The organism is uncultured Piscinibacter sp., from assembly GCF_937952055.1.
GTDB lineage: Bacteria > Pseudomonadota > Gammaproteobacteria > Burkholderiales > Burkholderiaceae_C > Piscinibacter.
In genome coordinates, this window is the sequence record NZ_CALFYO010000019.1 from 450,705 (window position 1) to 474,251 (window position 23,547).

The window sequence follows — 23,547 nt, forward strand, 5'->3', positions numbered from 1 at the left end:
CGATCAGTTGGCCAGCTCGCGCCACGAGATGCGACGCGTCGAGCCCGGCGTCGTGCCGACCGGGATCGGTGACACCACGGTGCGGTCGTCGGACAGCCGGGTCAGGCTGATCACCTTGCCACTGGGCAGACGAACGATGGTCGGCCTCGTGGCGACGGCGTTGCCCAGCAGTGTCGAGACGACGCCTGTCGACGACGTGACTGCGCCACCGGTGCGGTAATCGAAGAAGTTGATGTAGCTGGTGCCGCCCACCGTGCACGCACCCGGGTTGATGACGTTGGTGGTGAAGACCAGCGTCCCCAGGGCGAGCTGCGGGTCGGTGTTGGCGCGCTCGCTTGGCTCGGGCAGGTCGATGAACCAGCCGCCGTTGATGGCGAAGTCCACGGGGTTCGAGGTTCCGAACCGCACCGTCTGCGAAGGCGCGCACACGGTTGCACCCGCCGGGCAGCTGCCCGAAGTCATGAACTGCTGAACGAAGTTGCCCGCTGCGCGCGGACTGCCCCAGCCGGTCGATCCGAGATCGTCCTTGATGGCATAGATGGTCTGCTGCCTCGTGTCGGTCAGATCGCTCACGCCGAGATAGCGGCCGGTGCCGACGTAGACGACGGCCTTGCCGCTGACCAGGCCGAGTTCCGGGCGCGCCGTGACCGGCTGCGGGTTCGACAGCGAGTCGCGCAAGGTGGCGAGCAACTGGGCGTCGTAGCCGCTGGCACCGATGTCGCCGTTGACGTCGAAACGCCAGACGTTGCCGAGGTTGTCGCCGCCGTAGACGCGCAACGTGGTGTTGTTGACATCCGTGCGGTCCACCCAGGCACGGATGTGCGCCAGGCCGCTCGGCGTGATGGCGTCGCCCGCGCCGGTGTCGATGGTGCGCAGCAGCGTGCCGTCGCTGGCCCGCACCACGTAGAGCCGTCCGCGACCATCGCCGGGGGAGACGTTGTTGTAGCCAGACGCGAAGATCACCACCCAGGTGCCATCCTTCAGCTTGGTGATTTCCGGCTTTCCGAAGCTCAGACCGAGGTTGGCGTCGGTGAACTCCCACAGGGCCCGAGGAGCGTTCGGATCGGTGACGTCCAGCGCGTAGTAGCCGCGCCCGCCCGCCCCGAGGCCACCGACCAGGATGGTCTTCCACGCGCCGCCGATTTGGATGTCGCCGCCGATCGGGCTGCCGTCGACGTAGTACTGGTGAGCGTTGCCGTAATTCTTGTCGGCCAGTCGGTACAGGTTTGGCATCACCATGCTCGGCACGTAGGCCCAGATCTCCGCGCCGTTGGTCGCATCGAAGGCGTGCAGCATGCCGTCGTTCGCCCCGACGTAGACGACGGCGCGGCGGCTCTCGGTGCTCGTCTTGAAAGCACTGTAGCCGGTGTCGGCATAGTTGAAGAGCGCCTTCTTCACGTACAGCGCCTCGGAGTTCACGATGTCGCCGAGCAGGTGTGCACGCGCCCGGTAGTACTTCGCGATGTCGCTGAGCGATCCCTCGTTGCTGCGGTCGCCCCGAATGAAGTCGACGAGTTTCTCTCCCGCTGCGTCGTACTGGTCGGCGGTGGACAGGCAGGTGGCAGCCCAGTTGCAGAACTGGCTCAGCCCGCGGCCTGTCGCGGTGATGTGTGCGGTCTCGAAGTAGGACTGCTCGCCGGTCGTCAGGTTGCCCCAGGCGAAGGTCTTGAGCTTGTTGCCCGAACTGCCGTCGAAGGTGTAGATGGTGCGAGACGTGTTCGCGTCCAGCGCCGACTGCGCCGACCAGTCGCCGGCCTGGTTGACGATCTGTCCGGTGTCGACATTGATCTGCTGCCCGGCCAGTTCGCCGGTCCATTCGTTCCTGCCCGCGGTGAAGCGCGAGATGAACACGTAGTTGTCTGCCGCCGAGATGTTCGGGTTGCTGGTCGTGGCTGCGGCGGCAGCCCCGCGGCGCGTCTCGATGGCGGCCAGCGCGGCCGAGAGGCCCGAAAAGAGGCCGGCGGGGTCCTTGGCGCTGAAGTAGGTGCCTCGGCCGTTCACGGCGGCGTGCCACAGGTCGTCGATGTTCGGCGGCGAGTTGTTGACCGGGATCGGCCAGTTGCACGCGCCGCTGGACTGCCAGGTGCAGATGCCGTTGGCGGGATTCGCTGCCGTCCCGTTGGCGACGTCGAAGAAGTCGCCGCTGATGGCGCTGCGGTAGTTCTCGTCGAACAGCATGTAGCCCGACACGCCCAGGCCCAGCGTGAAGGTGGTCATGTGCTGGTGGCGCGCGACGTCGGCGCCGCCGACCGGCACGTTGTTGTCGCACAGGTCGCCGCCGTTGGCCGCGGCACACACGCCGGCGCCGGCGGTGCCGGTGCGCAGGTCGGTCTCGTAGTAGTACGCCGCGACGTCGGCCAGCGTGTTGCTGGTGCCGGTGCCGTCGAGCAGCGGTCGGGGCAGCGCGCCGTCGGCGTCACCGATCGCGGTCGATCCGTTCAGTTGCACGGGCGTGCCGGTCTCGTTCCAGTAACCGTCGGTGGACAGCAGGGTGAAGTTCTGCTGGCAGGAGTACTGCATCGGATCGACCACCGTCGAGCCATTCAGCGTCGTGCCGTTGAGCCGGCCGCCGAACAGCCGCCCGACGCGCGACAGCGTGCCGCGCAACGGGGTCGCATTGCTGGGCCGCGCCGCGGTCAGCTTGCTGAACCAGTTCTCCTTGTGGGTCAGTTCGAACTGGTTGAAGTTCAGGTAGTCGCTGCCGGTGTTGTTGTTGATGCTGATGTAGCCGAGCCGGTACTGGTTCGAGAGGTTGCCGAACGCGAAGCTGGCCGAGGTCTTCATCGACTGCATACGTGTGCGGTAGTAGGTGAACCAGTTGGCGAAGTTGGTCATCTCCTCGGCATAGGTGCAACTGGCGGCAGCGGCGCAGTCCGAGCGCGAGGCGGCGCGGGGATAGCTCGTCACCGTCGGGATGATCTCGACGCGGCTGAAGGAGCCGGGGTAGCCGCCCGGCGTGGCCGGCGTGCCTGGACTCGGCGCCACATAACCCCCGAACACGGGCGTGGCGGGGTTGGTGCTGAAGCAGGTGCCGGTTCGCGTGAAGGACACTGCATAGGAGATGTTGCCGGCACTGACCGGCGCCTGGATGCGCACCGTGTCCCCGCCATTGCTGGTGCTGGCCGTGTAGCCGGTGCCGCCGGCGTTGATGAGGTCGCGGATCGAGTTGCCCAGGGTGTCGCGGTTGTTCGTCGTGACCGTGCTGGCCGACAGCAGATTCACGCCGTTGACGGTGACCGCACTGACGGTGACGTTGCAGTTGAGCGAGTTGATGCGGAACTGCGCCGATGCGGCGACTTCGGTGACCGGCGGGGTGCCGGCGACGCCGGCGGTGAAAAACTTCGTCGGGATGCGCAGTTCCGAGTAGGTCGGCGTCTGCAGCGCCTGGCACGAGCCGGCGGGTGGCGCCGCGGCGCGCGCGTTCGCGTCGCTGTTGCACCAGCGCACCGGCGCCGGATACCTGAAGGCAACGGTCGCGGTGGCCTGGCAGTTGCGCAGGTTGGGCGCGTCGCAGTACTCGCCCGGGTTCATGGTGTAGTAGTGCGGGCCGAAGGTGCGGGCCTGGGTGGTGGCCGCGTCCGGTGCCCCGATGGCGAGGAAGCCGGCGCCGGTGGCCGTGGTCGCACGGCGCGTCGTGTAGTTCTTGCCCGCCACCGTGCCCGGCAGCACGTAGTTGCCGTTGCGCAGGCAGTCGGCGTAGGTGGAGTCGGTGCAGTACTCGACGTCGGCGTAGCCGCTGATGAGGTTCGTGGTGGCGGCGGACTGGACGCCATAGGCGTCGTTGCGGACGCTCGTCCAACCCGTCGTATTGGCCGAGTTCTGCGTCGGCCAGGACGTGCCGTTGGCGTACAGCGGCGGCATGTAGGTGATGGCCGGGTTGTAGTAGGAACCGTTGAAGCTCGGGCTGCGGTACGGCGGCTCGTTGACGCAGCTTGCGTCGAAGCTGCCGCTGTTGTCGGGCGCGGCGCCGCTGGAGCGGCAGATGTTGTCGTTGGCCGAATCCGGCAGGTAGTCCCAGTCCATGCTCCCCGAGTCGTCGAGGATGAACATCAGGTTGGGCAGCACGGCGTTCGGTGCCGAAGTGACCAGGGGGACCTGGGCGATGTCGGTGGTCGCGGCGTGCGACACGCCGGCCAGCGCCGCTGCCGCCAGCAAAGGCAGCAGGGGGAGGAAGTTGCGGGGGGTCTTCATCGTCGTTTCCCTGATCGTTCGTTGCTCGGCGTCTCGATCACATCGCCACGATGGATTGCACGAAACTCACTGTGTTGCGCGGGCCGTCCACCCGCACCGTGATGCGGTAGTAGCGCTGGCTGGGGACGGCGAGGCCGACGACGCCGGAGCCGCGGCTGCCCCCCTCGGAGCCGACCGACACCGGCGAGGCGCTGCAGCCGATGCCCGACTCCGGCGGTCCTTCGGCGTTGCAGAGGCGATGGATGACGAAGCGCACGCGATTGCCCGTGGTGGCGTCGCGCGCGATCTCGTTGACGCGGCCGGTGCTCTCCCACGCCGTCCAGGCCTGCTCCCAGCTGGTGCTGGCATCGGTAGGGTCGGTATTGAGGGGCCGATTGGCGAAGTAGGCCAGGTTGCCGCCGCCCGGGTCCTTCCCCGTGTGCAGCGTCGCCGGGGCATTGGCGTTGCGGTCCTCGAGCCAGGCGATGGCGGTCTCGATGCCGGTGTCGGCGGCATGCGTCGCCGACTGCTGGAACGCCAGGTTGCCAGCCACCCGGTTGCCGGTGAACACCGAGCGCATCAGGCCAATGCCGGCCAGCGTCATCGCCGCGAGCACGATCAGCGCCAGCACCAGCACGACACCCTGCTGGCCGCGCCGACTCGTGGCACGGCGAGCTGCCGTGCGGTGGTGAAGGGTAGGGGTCAGCATCCTGTCTGTGCTCCTAGCCACGCCATGTTGCGCACCGGCACCGTGGTCTCGAAGACCTTGTAGCGGTAGCTCTGCCACTCGGCGTTCGCGCTGAGGTCGATCGGCGCCGCGTCGCTGGCTCGCCACTGCGGCGGCGGAATGACCGGGTCGTCGACGCCGAGCTTCTTGTCGAATTCGCCGCTGCGGGCGACGACGACCATCTGCATCGCCGAGACGCGGGCCCAGTCGCACTGCGTCGCGGGTGTCGCGCGGACGTATTCGTCCACCGCGCCGTCCATCGGGATGGTGGCGTCACGCCCGTAGACCGCACGCAGACTGACGATGCCGTGGCTGATCGGCGTCCATACCGCGGGGTCGTCGGCGCCGTTGCGGCAGTCGTTGGCGCGGTAGTCGCACACGGTCAGGTTGCCGTTGCGGATCGCGTACGCGAGGAAGCGGGGGTTGCGCCCCAGGTTGTAGAGCGTTCCGTTGACCATGCCCGGCACGCCCACCCCGACCGTGACGGTCGGCGGGCTCGGCGCGTTCGTGGCCAGAACCTCCTCGAGCGTGAGGACGCACGGTGCCGGTCGCACCTCGGCGGCGGCGATGACGAGATGGCCACGGTCGAACGAGGTGGGCGTGGCCACCGAGTAGACGTTCTGGGATGTCTGTGCGGAGATCAGGTCTCCCTCGGGCGACCCGCCGGTGTCGCCGTACATCACCAGCAGGGTGTCGGTGTTGGGGTCGCCGTCCGGAATCACTGCCGCTCCCGGGTTGACGACGACCGGCGCCAGCGCCGGCAGCGTCCAGCCACCCGGCATGGTGATGCGACAGCCGAGGATGGGGAACGCATTGCCTCCGTAGCCCGCCTGGCGCAGTTCCCGCTGCAAGGATGTGAGCGTCAGCGTGCCGGCCATCTGTGCGTCGTCGCCGCCGACGGTGGCGCGGCGCGAGCCCTCGGAAAGCTGGAAGACCTGCATGACGACGAGCACGGCGATCAGACCGATGACCAGGCCGACCATGACCTCGACCAGGCTGAGGCCGCGGGCACGACGCATGCGCTTGTGGGGATGGAGCTGTGTGTTCACGGACCGCTCCTACTTGATCTGTGCCACGACCGTGACGAAGTGCACCGGGTCGGCTGCTGGCTCGTTCGGCGCCTTCCAGTTGACGCGCACCGTCACGAGGGTGCTCGGGTCGCCTGCCGGACCGGCGGCAACCGGATCGACGGTCGGCGGGTTGTCCGCGACGCCGGGCAGCATGTTGCCGTCGGTGATTCTGGCCAGCCAGGCGTTGTACTCCGGCCCGCCCGTGGCGAAATTGGCGCTCAGGTTGGCAAAGCTGCGGTTCCCCACCCACATCTGGCCGATCAGTTCGTTGGCCAGCAGTACGGCGTCGGCACGGTACTTGGCCTCGCTCGACTGCTTGATCGATACGGTCTGCAGGCCGACGAGTGCAAGCACGCCGAGCGAGAAGATGAGGATCGCGATGAGGGCCTCGAGAAGCATGACGCCAGCCTGGCCGGCTGGAGGGCGACGAAGGCGTTGGTTCATGTCAGCAGGCCTGAGGATCGCCGGGGTCCCGGGCGGGGTTGCACATGCGCGCCTGGCCCGCCGGCGAGACGACGATGCGCAGGCAGCTCACGTCGCCGCCGATGTCGGCGCAGGTGCCGCCAGCGGGATTGGTGAGGTTGATGACGACGTTGCCAGCGGGCACCTCGGCCAGTCGGCCGAGACCGCTGAACACCAGGCTCGACTGCGTGGCTGCGACCTGCGTGCTGCCGGAACCGCTGGCAGCCGGTCGCGTCTGCAGGATGAAGGGTGCCGCCGCGTCGCTCGGCGCGGCATTGCATCGGCCTTCGACCTCGGTGGCATCGGCGTTCGGGTCGAGGTTGATGACCCAGTTGGCCCCGGTGGTGGACAGCGCGCAGGAGCCGTCCAGCGTGCTGGTGAGCTGGAACCGCACGCGCGCGTTGCGCGCGACAGCCTCGGACTTGGCCAGCTGGATGCCCGTCAGGATGGCTTCCCCGGTGGCGCGGATGCGCGAGTTCACGATGGCGCCGGTGAAGGACGGCACGGCGGCCATCACCAGCATGGCCACGATCGCCAGCGTGACGAGCAGCTCGACGAGCGTCAGACCACGTTGCGGCCGCGCGCTCATGAGCACAGTCCGCCCTTGCGTGAAACCCAGCAGTTGTTCGGCGCAGGCACCGTCCAGCCTGCCGGCACGGCCGCCGTAGCGCGCTGATTCGCCTGGTTCACGGTGAAGCTGAAGCCGAGCACGCCAGCCTTTCCCGTCGCGGTGAGCGTGTAGCCGACGGCCGTCTCGGTGCCGTTGCAGGAGAAGTCGAAATTACGGTTCGTGGCGTCGTTCGCGCAGGCCGGGGAGCCGACGTAGGTGCGGCGGTCCTGGAACCACTGCTCGAGCTGCACCTGCTTCGACGCCAGCGTCGAAGTGGCATCCTGCAGTCGGCCGCGGGTCACGTAGTCGTTGTACCCAGGCACGGCGAACGCGCTGATGATGGCGATGATCGCGACGACGATCATCACTTCGATCAAGGTGAAACCGCTGGCGAGTGTTCTCTTCACTGTGCTCTTCCCATGCGCCGCTGTCCGGCAATGGCTTCCCGAAACCGAAGGTCTGCACACGCAGCGCGTACGGACCGACTCCTGTGGCAGCGGACTGTAGACAACCCCACCGCGCGGCAGCGCTGGCGCCCGACGGACGGGCGGGGCAGCCCGACGAGTGGCGCGGCACGTCGGCGCGGTGCCAACTATTCACGCACCATGCCACCGGCAGAATGGAGGTCGTGGAGCCTTATTCCTTTGCCGCTGGAAAGCACTGATGGCGCGTCTGCCCCGCCTCTGCGTCCCCGGTCTGCCTCACCTCGTGGAGCAGAGCGGCCACAACGCGCAGCCCGTCTTCCTCGACGGCGTTGACCGCGGCAGTTATCGCGCCGCCCTGGCGCGAGCCGCCGTCGACTGCGGCGTGGCCATCCATGCATACTGCCTCGAGCCCGGGCGCGTGCTGCTGCTGGCCACCCCGCGAGAGGCAGAAGGCCTGAGCCGCGTCATGCAGCGCGTCGGCAGGCGCTACACGGCCGAATTCAACCGCCGCCATGGCCGCAGCGGTACGCTCTGGGCCGGGCGCTTCCGCGCGACGGTGCTCGATGCCGACAGCGAGATGGTCGCGGCGATGTGCCACGTCGAATCGGACGCGGCGCTGGCGGGCGATGGCGCAGTGGCGGCTGGCGAGCGCATTTCCAGTGCCGCGCACCATCTCGGCCTCGCGGTCGACCCACTGGTCACGGATCACGCGCGATTCTGGGCGCTGGGCAACACACCGTTCGAACGGCATGCGGCATATCGCTTGCTAGTCACACATCCGCTGCATCCGGAGCAGCGGCGGCGCTTCGACGATGCCGTGCGCAAGGGCTGGGCATTGGGCTCGGCCGCGTTCCTCGCGGCGCTGGCGACTTCGACGGCACGCAGGCTGCGGCCGTTGTCGCCAGGGCGGCCGCGACGCCGTCTCGATCGCAGTGTTGATAAAGCTGTCCCCAATTAATTGCCCCACTCTGGGAAACCAGATATTAATTAGGGTCAGGATCCAATTAATCTTCTTGTGACGCTTGCTGCACTGCAGTATCCTGCGGATCGATTCCGCCATGCATGGAGAGCGCCATGTCGCAAGCCCACCCCCTCACCGCCGCCTCGCAGACATTGGCGCAAGCCGTCGACCAGGGCCTGTACAGCCCCGTCAACGAACACGATGCCTGCGGCGTCGGTTTCGTCGCGCACATCAAGGGGCAGAAGGCCCATGCAATCGTCGAGCAGGGCCTGAAGATCCTCGAGAACCTGGATCACCGCGGTGCGGTCGGCGCCGACAAGCTGATGGGCGATGGCGCCGGCATCCTGATCCAGATCCCCGACGAGTACTACCGCGCCGAGATGGCGAGCAAGGGTGTGGAACTTCCTCCCCCCGGCGAGTACGGCGTGGGCATGATCTTCCTGCCCAAGGAGCACGCCTCGCGGCTGGCCTGCGTGCAGGAACTGGAGCGCGCCGTGAAGGCCGAAGGCCAGGTGCTGCTCGGCTGGCGCGACGTGCCGGTGGACAGCGAGATGCCGATGTCGCCGGCGGTGCGCACCAAGGAACCGGTGATTCGCCAGATCTTCATTGGCCGCGGCCCTGACGTGATCGTGCCCGATGCGCTGGAGCGCAAGCTCTACGTGATCCGCAAGACGGCGTCGGCGGCGATCCAGCGACTCAAGCTGACGCACAGCCGCGAGTACTACGTGCCCAGCATGAGCTGCCGCACGATCATCTACAAGGGTCTGCTGCTGGCCGACCAGGTCGGCAGGTACTACAAGGATCTGCAGGACCCGCGCGTGGTCTCGGCGCTCGCCCTCGTCCACCAGCGCTTCTCGACCAACACCTTCCCCGAGTGGCCGCTCGCGCACCCGTATCGCATGGTTGCGCACAACGGCGAGATCAACACCGTCAAGGGCAACTTCAACTGGATGCGCGCTCGCGAAGGCGTGATGAAGTCGCCGGTGCTCGGCGATGACCTTAGAAAGCTCTATCCGATCAGCTTCGAAGGCCAGTCCGACACCGCGACCTTCGACAACGCGCTCGAGTTGCTGACGATGAGCGGCTACTCGCTGGCCCATGCCGCGATGATGATGATCCCGGAGGCGTGGGAGCAGCACGAAGGCATGGACGCCCGCCGCCGCGCGTTCTACGAGTACCACGCCGCGATGATCGAGCCGTGGGACGGCCCGGCGGCGATGGTCTTCACCGACGGCCGCCAGATCGGCGCCACGCTGGACCGCAATGGCCTGCGGCCGGCGCGTTACATCGTCACCGACGACGACTTGGTGGTGATGGCGTCCGAGTCCGGCGTGCTGCCCATCCCCGAGAACCGCATCGTGCGCAAGTGGCGCCTGCAGCCGGGCAAGATGTTCCTCATCGATTTCGAGCAGGGCCGCATCGTCGACGACGAGGAACTGAAGAACCAGTTCGCCTCGGCCAAGCCCTACCGGCAGTGGATCGAGAGCGTGCGCGTCAAGCTCGAAGAGACGCCGCTGGAGCCCGAGTCGCTCGGCTTCCGCGAGTCGCTGCTCGACCGCCAGCAGGCCTTCGGCTACACGCAGGAGGACATCAAGTTCCTGCTCAGCCCGATGGCCGCGGCCGGCGAGGAAGCGATCGGCTCCATGGGCAACGACTCGCCGTTGGCGGTGCTGTCGGACAAGAACAAGCCGCTGTACAACTACTTCAAGCAGCTGTTCGCGCAGGTCACCAATCCGCCGATCGACCCGATCCGCGAGGCGATCGTCATGTCGCTGGTCTCCTTCATCGGCCCGAAGCCGAATCTGCTGGACATCAACGCGGTGAACCCGCCGATGCGCCTGGAGGTGCCGCAGCCGATCCTCGACTTCGGGGACATGGCGCGGCTGCGCCAGATCGAGAAGCACACCGGCGCGAAATTCAAGAGCTACGTGCTCGACATCACCTACCCGCTCGCCTGGGGGGGCGAAGGCGTGGAGGCCAAGCTCGCGTCGCTGTGCGCAGAAGCGGTGGACGCGATCGCCAGCGGCCACAACATCCTCATCATCAGCGACCGCGCGATGGACCGCGACAACGTCGCGATCCCCGCCCTGCTGGCGCTGTCGGCGATCCACCTGCACCTGGTGCGCGAGGGTCTGCGCACCACCGCTGGCCTGGTCGTCGAGACGGCCTCCGCGCGCGAAGTGCACCACTTCGCCGTGCTGGCGGGCTATGGCGCCGAGGCCGTTCATCCCTACCTGGCGATGGAGACGCTGGCTTCCCTGCACAAGGAGCTGCCCGGCGATCTGTCGGCCGAGAAGGCGATCTACAACTACGTGAAGGCGATCGGCAAGGGGCTGTCGAAGATCATGTCCAAGATGGGCGTGTCGACGTACATGAGCTACTGCGGCGCTCAGCTCTTCGAGGCGATCGGCCTGGACAGGCCGCTGATCGACAAGTACTTCCGCGGCACCGCCAGCCAGGTGGGCGGCATCGGTGTGTTCGAGGTCGCGGAGGAGGCGATCCGCATGCACCGGGCGGCCTTCGGCAACGACCCGGTGCTCGCCGGCATGCTCGACGCCGGCGGCGAATACGCCTGGCGCGTGCGCGGCGAGGAACACATGTGGACGCCCGACGCGATTGCCAAGCTGCAGCACAGCGTGCGCGGCAACAGGTTCGAGACCTACAAGGAGTACGCGCAGATCATCAACGACCAGTCGCAGCGCCACATGACGCTGCGTGGCCTGTTCGAGTTCAGGGTCGACCCGGGCAAGGCGATCCCCCTGGACGAGGTGGAGCCGGCGTCCGAGATTGTCAAGCGCTTTGCCACCGGCGCGATGTCGCTGGGTTCCATCTCTACCGAGGCGCACACCACGTTGGCGCTCGCGATGAACCGCATCGGCGGCAAGAGCAACACCGGTGAAGGCGGCGAGGACCCGGCACGCTACCGCAACGAGATGAAGGGCATCGCGATCGCCGACGGCACCAAGGTCAGCGAGGTGATCGGCACCAAGGTCATCGCGGCCGACTACGCGATGAAGGCCGGCGACTCGCTGCGCTCGAAGATCAAGCAGGTCGCCTCGGGCCGCTTCGGCGTGACGACCGAGTACCTCGTCTCGGCCGACCAGATCCAGATCAAGATGGCCCAGGGCGCCAAGCCGGGTGAGGGCGGCCAGCTGCCGGGCGGCAAGGTGTCCGAGTACATCGGCTTCCTGCGCTACAGCGTGCCGGGCGTCGGACTGATCTCGCCGCCGCCGCATCACGACATCTACTCGATCGAGGACCTGGCGCAGCTCATCCACGACCTGAAGAACGCCAACGCGCGCGCCAGCATCAGCGTGAAGCTGGTGTCCGAAGTCGGGGTCGGCACCGTCGCGGCCGGCGTGGCCAAGGCCAAGGCCGACCACGTGGTGATCGCCGGCCACGACGGCGGCACGGGCGCGTCGCCGTGGAGCTCGATCAAGCACGCCGGCACGCCCTGGGAACTGGGCCTCGCGGAGACGCAGCAGACCCTGGTGCTCAACCGCCTGCGCGGCCGCATCCGCGTGCAGGCCGACGGCCAGATGAAGACGGGCCGCGACGTGGTGATCGGCGCGCTGCTCGGTGCCGACGAGTTCGGCTTCGCCACCGCGCCGCTGGTGGCCGAAGGCTGCATCATGATGCGCAAGTGCCACCTGAACACCTGCCCGGTCGGCGTGGCCACGCAGGACCCGGTGCTGCGTGCCAAGTTCGCCGGCAAGCCCGAGCATGTCGTCAACTACTTCTTCTTCGTCGCCGAGGAGGCGCGCCAGATCATGGCGCAGCTGGGCATCCGCAGGTTCGACGACCTGGTCGGCCGCGCCGACCTGCTCGACACGAGGAAAGGCATCGCCCACTGGAAGGCGCGCGGGCTGGACTTCAGCCGCGTGTTCTACCAGCCGGAGATGCCGGCCGAGGTGTCGCGCCGCCACGTCGAGAGCCAGGACCATGGCCTCGACCGCGCGCTCGACGTGCGGTTGATCGAGAAGGCGAAGGCCGCGCTCGAGCGCGGCGAGAAGGTGCAGTTCCTCGAGGATGCGCGCAACGTCAACCGCACCGTCGGCGCGATGCTGTCGGGTGAGCTGATTCGCCGCCACCCGGAAGGCCTGCCCGACCAGACCATCTTCATCCAGATGGAAGGCACGGGCGGGCAGAGCTTCGGCGCCTTCCTCGCCAAGGGCATCACCATCTACCTGATCGGCGACGCCAACGACTACACCGGCAAGGGCCTGTCGGGCGGCCGCATCGCCATCCGCCCGAGCATCGAGTTCCGCGGCGACGCGACGAACAACATCATCGTCGGCAACACCGTGCTCTACGGTGCGACCAGCGGCGAGGCCTTCTTCCGCGGCGTGGCCGGCGAGCGCTTCGCGGTTCGATTGTCGGGTGCCACGGCGGTGGTGGAGGGCACGGGGGACCACGGCTGCGAGTACATGACCGGCGGCACGGTGGTCGTGCTCGGCAAGACCGGCCGCAACTTCGCCGCCGGCATGAGCGGCGGCATCGCCTACGTCTACGACGAGGACGGTTCGTTCGCCACGCGCTGCAACACGGCGATGGTCGCGCTCGACAAGGTGCCGACCAAGGCCGGGCAGGAGGCGGGCAGCGATCGCTCCATCTGGCACAGGGGCGAGGCCGACGAGGTGCAGCTCAAGCGTCTGATCGAGGACCACCACAAGTGGACGGGCAGCCTGCGGGCCCGGCACATCCTCGACCACTGGAACGAGTCGCGCGGCAGATTCGTGAAGGTCTTCCCGCACGAGTACAAGCGGGCCCTGGGCGAGATCAACGCGGCCAAGGAAGCCGGCGACACGATCGCCAAGGCGAAGTTGTCCGAGAAGAAGTCGAAGACGGTGCCGGCGAAGTAAGCCGCGCTCCGACGAACAGCAAGAGCAGGAACGATCATGGGAAAAGTCACCGGCTTCATGGAGTACGAGCGCCTCGAGGAGGGCTACGCACCCGTCGGCGAGCGCCTGAAGAACTACAAGGAGTTCGTCATCGGGCTCAAGGCCGACGAGTCGAAGATCCAGGCGGCGCGCTGCATGGACTGTGGCACGCCGTTCTGCAACAACGGCTGCCCGGTCAACAACATCATCCCGGACTTCAACGACCTGGTGTATCGCGGTGACTGGAAGAATGCCTTCGCGGTGCTCGACTCCACCAACAACTTCCCCGAGTTCACCGGCCGCATCTGCCCCGCCCCCTGCGAGGCCGCGTGCACGCTGAACGTCAACGACGACGCGGTGGGCATCAAGAGCATCGAGCACGCCATTGTCGACCGCGCCTGGGCCGAGGGCTGGGTCGTCCCCCGTCCGCCGACGGCGAAGACGGGCAAGAAGGTGGCAGTGATCGGCTCGGGCCCGGCCGGCTTGGCCGCGGCGCAGCAGCTCGCGCGCGCCGGCCACGACGTCACCGTGTTCGAGAAGAACGACGCCCCCGGCGGCCTGCTGCGCTACGGCATCCCCGACTTCAAGATGGAGAAGTCGCACATCGACCGCCGCGTCGAGCAGATGAAGTCCGAGGGCGTGAGCTTCCGTACGAACACCCTGGTCGGCCAGCTGCCCGAGGGCAGCAAGGTCACCAATTGGGCGAAGGAGATCGTCTCCGCGGAGCAGCTCAAGAGCGAGTTCGACGCCGTGCTGCTGGCCGGCGGGGCGGAGCAGTCGCGCGATCTGCCGGTGCCCGGCCGCGACCTCGAGGGCATCCACTTCGCGATGGAGTTCCTGCCGCAGCAGAACCGGCTCAACGCGGGTGGCAAGGTGAAGGGCCAGATCCGCGCCGACGGCAAGCATGTCGTCGTGATCGGCGGCGGGGACACCGGCAGCGACTGCGTCGGCACGAGCAACCGCCACGGCGCGAAGAGCGTGACCCAGTTCGAGCTGCTGCCGATGCCGCCCGAGCACGAAGACAAGCCGCTGGTCTGGCCCTACTGGCCGATCAAGCTGCGCACCTCGTCCAGCCACGAGGAAGGCTGCGACCGCGAGTTCGCCATCGCCACCAAGGAGTTCATCGGCGAGAAGGGCAAGGTCTCGGCGCTGAAGTCGGTGCGCGTCGAGTGGAGCAACGGCAAGATGACCGAGGTGCCGGGCAGCGAGAAGATCATCCCGGCCGACCTGGTGCTGCTGGCCATGGGCTTCGTCAGTCCGGTGGGCAGCGTGCTCGAGGCCTTCGGCGTCGACAAGGACGCGCGCGGCAACGCCCGCGCAGGCACCGAGGCCGCCGGCGGCTACAAGACCAATGTCGACAAGGTGTTCGCCGCCGGCGACATGCGCCGCGGCCAGTCGCTGGTGGTGTGGGCGATCCGCGAAGGCCGCCAGGCTGCGCGAGCCGTCGACCTGTACCTGATGGGCTGCAGCGAGCTGCCGCGCTGAGGCGCCCCGGCGCCGCAGCGTGACCAATCCGTCACGCCGCGCGCCGCGGTGGTGAGCAGTTGTTTCGCCGCGAGGGAGACAGGGCAGGAGGGTGGGGGCCATGGGCTACCATCCCCCCGATTCAAGGGATCTGCCTGCCACCGCTCATGACGCATTCGTTTGCCAGCAGCCTCGACGCCCTGAGCGGATGGCGCCGCTCGCTCGTGAGCCGCCTGGACGAGGTCGGCCGCTTCCTTTCCGACCACGACCTCTCCGATGCCACCGCGCAGGCGCAGCTCGAGGGCCTGCGCGAGCGGCTTGGCCAGGAGAAGCTGGTCGTCGCCTTCGTCGCCGAGTTCTCGCGCGGGAAGTCCGAGCTGATCAACGCCATCTTCTTCGCCGACGCCGGCCGGCGCATCCTGCCGGCGACGCCGGGCCGCACCACGATGTGCCCGGTCGAGCTGGCCTGGGATGCGAGCGAGCCGCCGGCGCTGTCGCTGCTGCCCATCGACACGCGCCTGACCGGGCAGTCGCTCGGTGAGCTGCGCAAGCTGCCCAAGGCCTGGAAGCTGGTCAGGCTGGATGTCGGCGACCCGCAGCGCCTGGCCGAGTCGCTGCGCGAGGTGATGCGCACCGACTGGGTCAGCAAGGACCAGGCGCGCGAGCTCGGCTTCTGGAACGACGAGGCGCAGGACGAGAACCCGCCGCTGGACGAACTCGGCCGTGTCGAGGTGCCGGCCTGGCGCCATGCGCTGATCAACTATCCGCACCCGTTGCTCAAGCAGGGGCTGGTGGTGCTGGACACACCGGGCCTGAACGCGATCGGTGCGGAGCCCGAGCTGACCCTGAGCCTGTTGCCGACCGCGCATGCCACGGTGTTCATCCTCGGCGCCGATGCCGGTGTGACCAAGTCCGACCTCGCGATTTGGCGCGACCATCTCAGCGGCGACGCCTTCTCGCGCTTCGTGGTGCTGAACAAGATCGACGCGATGATCGACCCGCTGGCCACGGCCGAGCAGGTGCGCGAGCAGATCGAGGGCCAGCGCCGCGAGACGGCGCGCACGCTCGCCGTGCCGGCCGAGCGTGTCTACCCGCTCTCCGCACGCCAGGCGCTGGCGGCCCGTGTCGAAGGCGATGCCGCGGCGCTCGAACGCAGTCGACTGCCCGCGCTCGAGACGGCTCTCGGCGAGCAGTTGATGCCGCAGCGGCGAGCGCTGCTCGAGCGCGTCGTGCTCGACGTCGCGCAGCAGATCGAGTCGCACGTCGCGCGGCGCCTGAACGACAACCGGCGCCAGCTCGCCGAACAGACGCTGGAGCTGCGCGGATTGCGCGGCAAGAGCGGCGCCAAGCTGCAGATCATGCTGCAGCGCGTCGAGGCGGAGACTGCGGAGTTCGAGGCCTGCACGACCAAGCTGCAGGCGATGCGCATGGTGCACAGCCGCATGCTGAAGGACGCCATGGTGGGCCTGTCGTCCGACCGGCTGCGCGAGGAAGTGGCGACGATGCAGCAGCAGATGTCGGCCAGCCTGCTCAACCTCGGCGCGAAGAGGTCCTTCGTCGCGCTGTGCCAGCGGCTGCGCGCGCTGCTCGCGGCGGCGCAGAAGAAGTCGATCGAGATCCGCCAGATGCTGGAGGCCACGTTCAGCAAGCTGAACGCGGAGTTCGGCTTCGGACTGGCGCTGAATCCCGGCCCCGATCTCGACCGCTTCGCCGGCGAGCTGGACCTGATCGAAAAGAGCTATGTGCAATACCTCGGCCTGACGCAGGCGCTGCGCCTGTCGCAGCCCAAGTTCATGGAGCAGTTCCGTCGCATGCTGATGTCCAAGCTGCGCGTCGTGTTCGAGAGCGCCAGCGCCGAGCTGGAGATGTGGAACAAGTCGGCCTCGGCGCAGGTCGACGCGCAGCTGCGTGAGCGCCGCCGCGGCTTCCGCCGCCGGCGCGAGTCGCTCGAGCGCATCCAGGCCGCCGCCAGCGAACTGGAGACGCGCCTCTCCGAGCTCGACACGCACGACCAGCGGCTGCAAGGCTTCGAGACGCGCTGCGCGGAACTGCTCGATGCGCTGCGTCAGCAGGCGCGCAGCGGCACGCGCGGCGAGGTGCCGTCGATGATCACCATCGACCTGCCGCTGGACGACCTCCCCGCGCCGCCGTCGCTGCGCCTCGTGAAGGCCTGATCCGCCGGTGCCGCCGGTGTCTTCGGGCGGCTTCGCTCGGCAGGTGATCGCCTGGCAGCGTTCGCACGGACGCCATGCGCTGCCCTGGCAGCGCACGCGTGATCCCTACCGCGTGTGGCTTTCCGAGATCATGCTGCAGCAGACGCAGGTGGCTACGGTGCTCGGCTACTACGAACGTTTCCTGCAGCGATTCCCCGACGTGCAGACGCTGGCCGCGGCGCCGCAGGACGATGTGCTGGCATTGTGGAGCGGCCTGGGCTACTACAGCCGCGCGCGCAATCTGCACCGCTGCGCGCAGGTGGTGGTGGCCGAGCACGGTGGAAGCTTCCCTGCCGACAGCAGCATGCTGACCCAGTTGCCTGGCATCGGCCGTTCGACCGCCGCAGCCATCGCCGCCTTCTGTTTCGGAGAGCGCGTGGCCATCCTCGACGGCAACGTGAAGCGGGTGCTCACCCGCGTGCTCGGCTTCGACGGCGATCTCACCGAGTCGGCGCAGGAGCGAGCGCTGTGGAGCCGCGCCACCGACTTGCTGCCAGAGCAGGGCATCGAGGCCTACACCCAGGGCCTGATGGACCTGGGCGCGACGCTGTGTCTCGCGCGCACGCCGCAGTGCCCGGTCTGCCCGGTCAGGGAGCGCTGCGTCGCGGCGAACGAGGGCCGGCCCGAGCGCTACCCGGTGAAGACGCGCAGGCTCAGGCGCGGCACGCGCGAGCATGTCTGGCTCTGGCTGCGCTGGGGTGAGCGCATCTGGCTGGTGCAGCGGCCCGACCGCGGCGTGTGGGCCGGGCTGTGGAGCCTGCCGGAGTTCGATTCGACCGAAGCGCTGGGCGCGGCGTCGGCGAGCTGGCCGGGCCAGGGCGAGGCGTTGCCGAGCTTCACCCACGTGCTCACGCACCTGGACTGGACGCTGCATCCGCGCCGCTGGACGCTGCCCGCGGGTACACCCGCGACGCGCGTCGAGGGGATCGTCTCGCCCTGGCCCAGCGGCCGCTGGTTCACGCCGGACGAGGCGCTGGGCGCGGGCCTGCCCGCGCCACTGCGCAGGCTGCTCGCGAACGCGCGCTGAGCGCGCGCTACTTGACCACGCCCTTGCCGCGCAGGTATTCGTCGACGAGGCCGAGACGCACGCGGCCATCGGGCAACTCCATCAGCTTCTGCTTGGCCGCCAGCGGGATGGGCAGGATCTCGCACCAGCGGTTCGCCACCCAGCCGGCCTTGTCGAACTGATAGGGCTCTTCGAAGGGCTCGACCCCCTTGCCTTTCAGCGAGGCGATGGCGTTGGCCAGTCCGCGCACCGTCTCCAGCATCGGCTCCGCAGGCGCCACCGCGTCGTCGTCGGGCAGCAGTTCGACCTCGCCGATCCACAGGCCGTCGGCCTGCTGCCGCGTGCCCCCGATGCGAAAGCGCTGCGTCCCGCGACAGCGCAACTGCAGGATGCCGGGTCGTGCGCTGTCGACCTCGAGCAGTTCGGCGACCACGCCGATGTCCTCGAACACCACGGTGTCGTCGCCGCGGCGGACCTCGTGGCCCCTGAGCAGCGCCACCACGCCGAAGGGGCGACGCTCGCGCAGGCAGGCGGCGGCGAGGTCGAGATAGCGCGCCTCGAACACCTTCAGGCTCAACAGCCCGCCCGGGAACAGCACGGTCTGCAGGGGGAACAGCGGCAGCTCAGTCACGCTCGTCGAGCTCGCGATGCCGCACCAGCGTGCCGGAGCGCGCGCCGAAACGCTTCGCCAGCATTTCGGCGAAGTACACCGAGCGATGCTGGCCACCGGTGCAACCGATGGCCACGGTCAGATAGCTGCGCTGGTCGGCCTCGAAGGCAGGCAGCCAGCGCGCGAGGAAGGATTCGATCTGCATCAGCATCTCGGCGGCTTCGGGCTGGGCCTGCAGGTACTCGATCACCGGCGCGTCGCGTCCGGACTGCGGGCGCAACTCGCGGATGTAGTAGGGGTTGGGCAGCACGCGGACGTCGAACACGTAGTCGGCGTCCAGCGGCACGCCGTGCTTGAAGGCGAAGCTCTCGAACACCAGCGTGAGGCGGTGCGCATCGGCCTTCACGAGGTCACGCATCCAGGCGCGCAGCTGTGCCGGGCGCAGCTGGCTGGTGTCGATCACGGTGGACACCTCGCGCAGCTCGGAGAGCAGTTCGCGCTCGAGCTCGATCGCGTCGATCAGCGCGCGGCGCCCGTCGATGGCGTTGTCGCCGCGCCGCCGCGCCGGACCGGGCCTGGGCTGATCGTCCGACAGCGGGTGCGGGCGGCGCGTTTCGGAGAATCGACGCACCAGCGCATCGGTGGTGGCGTCGAGGAAGACCGAGATGATCGCCACCCCCTCTCCGCGCAGCTGTTCCAGCAGGGGCAGCAGATGGGGCAGCGAACCGGCACTGCGCACGTCCACGGCGATGGCGACACGGCGATCCGAGCGAGCGTGTTCGATGCGCAGGAACTCGCGCAGCAGTTCGGGCGGAAGATTGTCGACGCAGTAGAAGCCGGCGTCCTCCAGCGCGTGCAGCGCGACCGACTTGCCCGAGCCGGAAATGCCCGTGACCAGCACCACTTCACTCGGCGCGCTGACCAAAGCGCTGGCCGCATCTCCTTCGGGACTGAAGTCCTCGAGGTTGTCGAGCACTTCGCGCAGGTTGTCGCCGCGCGGCTCGTTCATGGCTTGCGCCCCTTGCGCGTCGGTGGCGCCGTCGAGGCGCCCACCGACAGCATCTCCTGGGCGTGAGCCAGGCTGGTGCCGGACAGCCGCTCGCCGCCGAGCATGCGAGCCACCTCGGCGACGCGCGCCTCGCTGGCCACCGCGCGCACCTCGCTGCGCACGCCGCCGCCCTGCGCCAGCTTGGCGACGACGAGGTGATGGTCGGCGCAGGCCGCCACCTGCGGCAGGTGCGTGACGGCAAGCACCTGGCGGTCGCGACCGAGCTGCTTCATCAGTCGGCCCACCGTCTCGGCCACCGCGCCGCCCACGCCGGCGTCGACCTCGTCGAAGATCAGCGTGCCGGCCTCACCGAGCTGGCTGGTGGTGACGGCGATGGCCAGCGCGATGCGCGACAGTTCGCCACCCGAGGCCACCTTGGCCAGCGGCCGCGGCGTGCTGCCGGCATGGCCGGCGACGAGGAACTCGGCGGACTCCATCCCGAAGGACTGAGCGGCCTCTTGCGCCTGCAGCGTGACCTCGAAGCGGCCGCCGGCCATGCCGAGCTGCTGCATCGCCTGCGTCACGGCGGCGGCGAGCTTCGGCGCCGCGGCACGGCGCTGCTTCGAGACCTGAGTCGCCTCCCTGTCGAAGGTCGCCTTCGCGATGTCGGCGTCGCGCTGCAGGCCGTCGAGGTCGGTCGCCGCGTCGAGCGCCGTCAGCTCGGCGCGCCATTGCGCCAGCAGCATCGGCAGTTCCATCGGCGGCCGCCGATAGCGGCGTGCCAGGCTCATCCAGGCGGACAGACGCTCGTCCAGCGCCTGCAGGCGCTGCGGGTCGAGATCGGCGCGGTTCAGATAGCCCGACAGCGTGTGCGAAGCATCCTGCAACTGCGCCAGCGCGCCCTGCAGCACCTCGACGACGCCCGCCAGCGCAGCGTCGTACTCGGCGACGTCCTGCAGCTTGTCGATCGCCAAGCCGGCGAGGCGTTCGGCGTTCTCCTCGGCCTCGGACAGCGCGTCGAGCGCGGTGCGCGCGCCGTCCATCAGCGCCTGGGCATGGGACAGGCGCCGGTGCTCGGCGTCGAGCTCGTCCCACTCGCCCTGGCCGGGCGCGAGCCTGTCGAGCTCGCCGATCTGCCAGGCCAGGCGCTCGCGCTCGCGCTCCAGATCGGCCTGCGCGCCGCGCGCCCTGTCCAGCGATTCCTGCGCCGCGCGCCACTGTTGCCAGGCCGCCGCGAGCGGCGCGGTGGCGATGCCGCCGTAGGCGTCGAGCAGGGCGCGCACCGAGGTGGTCCGCGTCAGGCTCTGCCAGGCATGCTGGCCATGGATGTCGACGAGGTGGTCGGCCACCTCGCGCAACTGCGCCAGCGTGGCGGGACTGCCGTTGATCCAGGCGCGGCTCTTGCCCTGGAGATCGATCGTGCGGCGCAGCAGCAGGCTGTCGGCGTCGTCGAAGCCGGCCTCGTCCAGCCAGTCGGCGAGGCTCGCCGGCCGATCGAACTCAGCGCCGATCTCGGTGCGCGCCGCACCCTCGCGCACCATGCCGGCGTCGCCGCGGCTGCCGAGCGCGAGCTGCAGCGCGTCGATGAGGATGGACTTGCCCGCACCGGTCTCACCGGTAAGCACGGTGAAGCCGCCGTCGAGCTCGACCTCGAGCTCGGTGACGATGACGAAGTCCCGCAGGGTCAGGCGCCTCAGCATCAGGTCACTCCGGCGTTCCAGTGCAGCTTGCGGCGCAGCGTCGCGTAGTAGCTCCAGCCGCGCGGATGCAGGAAGCGCACCTGGTCGCGCGATCGCCGCACGGCGATGCGGTCGCCATGCAGCAGGCTGGCCAGTGCGTGCATGTCGAAGGACACGCTGGTGTCACGGCCGGTGACGATCTCGATGACGATCTCGCCGGTGTCGGGCAGCACGATGGGGCGGTTGGACAGGTCGTGAGGCGCGATCGGCACCATCACGAAGCCGGCGATGCCGGGGTGCAGGATCGGCCCGCCGGCCGACAGCGCATAGGCCGTCGAGCCGGTGGGCGAGGCGAGGATGAGGCCGTCGGCGCGGAAGTTGGCGACGAACTCGGCGCCGATCTCCACCTTCAGCTCGACCATGCTGCTGGCCGCGCCGCGGCTGACCACCACGTCGTTGACGGCGAAACCCTCGAAGATGCGCTCGTCGTCGCGCAGCACGCAGCCGGTCAGCATGGTGCGGCGCTCCTCCTCGTAGTCGCCGGCGATCATCGGCGCGAGCGCCTGGGCGAACTGGCCGATGGGCACGTCGGTGATGAAGCCGAGCCGACCCTGGTTGATGCCCACCAGCGGCGTGCCGTGGCGCGCCAGTTCGCGTGCGATGCCGAGCATGGTGCCGTCGCCGCCGACCACCACGGCCAGGTCGCAATGGCGACCGAGTTCGTCGGCCGTGAAGGCGCCGTAGTCGGCGATGCCGGTGTTCTGCGCCGTCTGCTCCTCCAGCGACACCTCCAGGCCCTGCCGCACGAGGAAATGCGCAATCTCCTCGAGCACCGGGCGGATGCCCCGCGCCTGGTACTTGCCCACCAGCGCGGCGTGTCGGAAACGGCTTGACATGCGAGGAATTACACCACAGGGCCCTCGGGCGAATCGGGGAGAAAGTCCGTCGCGCCTACAATGAAAACCATGCTGGACGAGCGCGCCAAGACGCTGTTGAAGACCCTGGTCGAACGCTACATCGCCGACGGTCAGCCGGTGGGTTCGCGCACGCTTTCGCGCGCCAGCGGTCTGGAGCTGTCGCCGGCGACCATCCGCAACGTGATGGCCGACCTGGAAGAGCTCGGCCTCATCGCCAGCCCGCACACCAGCGCCGGCCGCGTGCCCACGGCGCGCGGCTACCGGCTTTTCGTCGACACCATGCTGACGGCGCAGCCGCTCAATCTCGAGACGCCGCCGGCTGCCGCGTTGCCGCCCGACCAGCCGCAGCGGGTGATCGCCAACGCGGCGCAGTTGCTGTCCAGCCTGTCGAGCTTCGTCGGTGTGGTGACGGCGCCGCGCAAGCCGAGCGTGTTCCACCACATCGAGTTCATGCGCCTGTCGGAGAAGCGCGTGCTGGTGATCATCGTCGCCCCCGACGGCGACGTGCAGAACCGCGTCATCTTCACCGCGCAGGACTACACGCAGGCGCAGCTGATCGAGGCGAGCAACTACCTGACCGCGCACTATGCCGGCCTGACCATCGAGCAGGTGCGCGAAAGGCTGAAGACGGAAGTGGAGGCGCTGCGCGGCGAGATCGCTGCACTGATGCAGGCCGCGGTGCAAGCCGGCAGCGAGGCCATCGCCGACAGCCAGGAACAGGTGGTGATCTCCGGCGAGCGCAACCTGCTCACCGTGCAGGACCTCGCCAGCGACATGGGATCTCTGCGCAAGCTTTTCGACCTGTTCGAGCAGAAGACGCAGCTGATGCGCCTGCTCGAGGTCAGCAGCCGCGCCGAGGGCGTGCGCATCTACATCGGTGGCGAGAGCATGGTGGTGCCCTACGAGGAGCTGTCGGTGGTCTCGGCGCCCTACGTCGTCGACGGGCAGGTGGTCGGCACGCTCGGGGTGATCGGACCGACGCGCATGGCCTACGACCGCATGATCCAGATCGTCGACATCACTTCGCGACTGGTCAGCAACGCACTCAGCACGAAATAGGTGCCTGCCTACAATCGGCCCTCCCGGGCCGTTAGCTCAGCTGGTCAGAGCAGAGGACTCATAATCCTTTGGTCGTTGGTTCAAGTCCAACACGGCCTACCACGGAAATCAAGGGCTTGTCGCTGAACGCGAAGGCCGGATCCCACGACTCGCGCCCAGGGGCGCCGTGGCCCGCTGCAACCGTGCAAGAGTTTGCCGTGTGCGCGATTGACGGTTCATCGTGACCGTCCATGCCGAGCACCTTGCCTCCGGTCGGCCTCACCTGATCTGACCGTCGCACCGGCCACGCTGGCGCCTCATCCAGGC

Annotated in this window: 16 protein-coding genes and 1 tRNA gene; 7 read left to right on the forward strand and 10 right to left on the reverse strand. The window is 68.5% G+C overall.

Annotated features, from left to right (window positions below; translation table 11 throughout):
• Positions 1–3: 3 nt before the first annotated feature.
• The 6 genes from Q0599_RS09595 to Q0599_RS09620 are packed head-to-tail and all read right to left on the reverse strand — an operon-like array spanning position 4 to position 7,446.
• Positions 4–4,191 carry a PilC/PilY family type IV pilus protein gene (locus tag Q0599_RS09595; RefSeq protein ID WP_298828840.1) on the reverse strand — a complete coding sequence of 1,396 codons (4,188 nt, stop codon included), beginning with the start codon at positions 4,189–4,191 and terminating at the stop codon, positions 4–6.
• Positions 4,192–4,228: 37 nt separating this feature from the next.
• Positions 4,229–4,879: a PilX N-terminal domain-containing pilus assembly protein gene (locus tag Q0599_RS09600; RefSeq protein ID WP_298828843.1), complete on the reverse strand. Its 651-nt coding sequence runs from the start codon at positions 4,877–4,879 to the stop codon at positions 4,229–4,231.
• Positions 4,873–5,946: a PilW family protein gene (locus tag Q0599_RS09605; RefSeq protein ID WP_298828846.1), complete on the reverse strand. Its 1,074-nt coding sequence runs from the start codon at positions 5,944–5,946 to the stop codon at positions 4,873–4,875. The genes Q0599_RS09600 and Q0599_RS09605 overlap by 7 nt, the downstream gene beginning before the upstream one ends.
• Before the next feature lie 9 nt (positions 5,947–5,955).
• Positions 5,956–6,366, reverse strand: coding sequence for a hypothetical protein (locus tag Q0599_RS09610; protein WP_298828849.1), 411 nt, complete (start codon positions 6,364–6,366; stop codon positions 5,956–5,958).
• Positions 6,367–6,412: 46 nt separating this feature from the next.
• A complete protein-coding gene (locus tag Q0599_RS09615) occupies positions 6,413–7,018 on the reverse strand; it encodes a GspH/FimT family pseudopilin (RefSeq protein WP_298828852.1) in 606 nt (201 codons plus the stop codon).
• On the reverse strand, positions 7,015–7,446 hold the full coding sequence (locus Q0599_RS09620) for a type IV pilin protein (protein WP_298828854.1): 432 nt from the start codon (positions 7,444–7,446) through the stop codon (positions 7,015–7,017). The genes Q0599_RS09615 and Q0599_RS09620 overlap by 4 nt, the downstream gene beginning before the upstream one ends.
• A 256-nt stretch (positions 7,447–7,702) precedes the next feature.
• Here Q0599_RS09620 and Q0599_RS09625 point away from each other — a divergent pair, with 256 nt between their 5' ends.
• The 5 genes from Q0599_RS09625 (at position 7,703) to mutY (ending at position 18,009) form a co-directional block, all read left to right on the forward strand.
• Positions 7,703–8,422, forward strand: coding sequence for a transposase (locus tag Q0599_RS09625; RefSeq protein WP_298828857.1), 720 nt, complete (start codon positions 7,703–7,705; stop codon positions 8,420–8,422).
• A 116-nt stretch (positions 8,423–8,538) separates the two neighbouring features.
• Positions 8,539–13,287, forward strand: a complete 4,749-nt coding sequence (locus Q0599_RS09630) for a glutamate synthase-related protein (RefSeq protein ID WP_298828860.1) — start codon at positions 8,539–8,541, stop codon at positions 13,285–13,287.
• 36 nt (positions 13,288–13,323) lie between these two features.
• Positions 13,324–14,790, forward strand: coding sequence for a glutamate synthase subunit beta (locus Q0599_RS09635; RefSeq protein ID WP_298828863.1), 1,467 nt, complete (start codon positions 13,324–13,326; stop codon positions 14,788–14,790).
• A gap of 146 nt (positions 14,791–14,936) precedes the next feature.
• A complete protein-coding gene (locus Q0599_RS09640; protein ID WP_298828866.1) occupies positions 14,937–16,943 on the forward strand; it encodes a dynamin family protein in 2,007 nt (668 codons plus the stop codon).
• Positions 16,944–16,959: 16 nt separating this feature from the next.
• A complete protein-coding gene (mutY, locus tag Q0599_RS09645) occupies positions 16,960–18,009 on the forward strand; it encodes an A/G-specific adenine glycosylase (RefSeq protein ID WP_298829334.1) in 1,050 nt (349 codons plus the stop codon).
• 7 nt (positions 18,010–18,016) lie between these two features.
• Here mutY and Q0599_RS09650 read toward each other — a convergent pair whose 3' ends face one another.
• Genes Q0599_RS09650 through Q0599_RS09665 form a run of 4 tightly spaced genes read right to left on the reverse strand, consistent with a single transcriptional unit; the run spans position 18,017 to position 22,161 of the window.
• Positions 18,017–18,619, reverse strand: a complete 603-nt coding sequence (locus Q0599_RS09650; RefSeq protein WP_298828869.1) for an LON peptidase substrate-binding domain-containing protein — start codon at positions 18,617–18,619, stop codon at positions 18,017–18,019.
• The gene (gene rapZ / locus Q0599_RS09655; protein ID WP_298828872.1) at positions 18,612–19,607 is read right to left on the reverse strand and encodes an RNase adapter RapZ; all 996 of its coding nucleotides are present in this window, start codon (positions 19,605–19,607) and stop codon (positions 18,612–18,614) included. Before rapZ ends, Q0599_RS09650 begins: the two co-directional genes overlap by 8 nt.
• A complete protein-coding gene (gene recN, locus Q0599_RS09660; protein WP_298828875.1) occupies positions 19,604–21,286 on the reverse strand; it encodes a DNA repair protein RecN in 1,683 nt (560 codons plus the stop codon). The genes rapZ and recN overlap by 4 nt, the downstream gene beginning before the upstream one ends.
• Positions 21,286–22,161, reverse strand: coding sequence for an NAD kinase (locus tag Q0599_RS09665; RefSeq protein ID WP_298828878.1), 876 nt, complete (start codon positions 22,159–22,161; stop codon positions 21,286–21,288). Before Q0599_RS09665 ends, recN begins: the two co-directional genes overlap by 1 nt.
• A gap of 69 nt (positions 22,162–22,230) precedes the next feature.
• On the opposite strand from Q0599_RS09665, the gene hrcA reads away from it, so the two are divergent.
• Together hrcA and Q0599_RS09675 are read left to right on the forward strand one after the other, a co-directional pair.
• Positions 22,231–23,241 carry a heat-inducible transcriptional repressor HrcA gene (gene hrcA / locus Q0599_RS09670; protein ID WP_298829337.1) on the forward strand — a complete coding sequence of 337 codons (1,011 nt, stop codon included), beginning with the start codon at positions 22,231–22,233 and terminating at the stop codon, positions 23,239–23,241.
• Between the two features lie 25 nt (positions 23,242–23,266).
• A tRNA-Ile gene (locus Q0599_RS09675) sits at positions 23,267–23,343 on the forward strand.
• The last annotated feature ends 204 nt before the right edge of the window (positions 23,344–23,547 follow it).